Origin of the sequence: Nonomuraea sp. MG754425 (assembly GCF_021699195.1) — a bacterium.
GTDB lineage: Bacteria > Actinomycetota > Actinomycetes > Streptosporangiales > Streptosporangiaceae > Nonomuraea.
On sequence record NZ_SSXE01000452.1, the window covers coordinates 1 to 819 of the forward strand.

Here is an 819-nt window from a genome sequence, read left to right on the forward strand (position 1 = left end):
GGGGTCGGGAAGACGCAGCTCGCCAAGGCGGTGTCCGAGACCACCGGGGCCGACCTGATCAGGCTCCAGTGTTACGAGGGGCTCGACGAGGCCCGCGCCGGTCAGCAGCGCCGCCCCGCCCAGCGCGAACGGCCACACCGGCTCACCGCCGGCGAGCCCGCCGCCGCCCGTCTCCGGATGCCCCTTCGGCACCCGGTGCTCGTCCTCTCCGGCCGGCCGCCACGGCGGCATCGCCTCCGACGGCCAGGAGTCCGTGGGCCCGGGGGCGCTCGACCAGGACTCGCCGGTCGAGGGCGCGGTGGAGGAGGGGTCGCCGGGCACGGGGTCGTTCGTCCAGGAATCGTCATGTCCGGGCTCGCTCGACCAGGTGTCGCCCGGTTCGGCGTCACCCGACCAGGGCTCGTCGGAGGAGTCGTCGCAGAGTAGCGGCAGATGGACCAGGCAGGTGGAGTCGGTGCCGGGGACCTGGGGATCGGCGTCGGCCGAGACGGGGCCGGCGAGGCCGACCGCCAGGCTCACTCCGGCCACCAGGAAGGCGGTCGCCGCTCCAGCCGCTGCGAATCGTCGCGCTCTTGCCATGAGAAGGCTCCAGAATGGGTTGTCGCCCCCGACGTACAAGAGAGCCTTGCGAACTATTGGACCGGCAGTCAAGCAATGTGACCGAAGTGAAACCGGTCCAACACGGAGGGTTTAGTTCAGGTCTCCGGTGGCAGGGTAAATCGGCTCTTGAGCACTCTCTGGGGAGTGGTCACGATCGGTGACTCAGTTGTGGAGTGCCATCTTCCGGAGTAGGTCGAGGTTGGCCCGGCCGAACATGAG

At 69.7% G+C, this 819-nt stretch carries 1 pseudogene; it reads left to right on the top strand.

Annotated features, from left to right (window positions below):
- Positions 1-99 (top strand): annotated as a pseudogene (locus FAF44_RS53435) (MoxR family ATPase); the annotation flags it as partial.
- Positions 100-819: the final 720 nt, after the last annotated feature.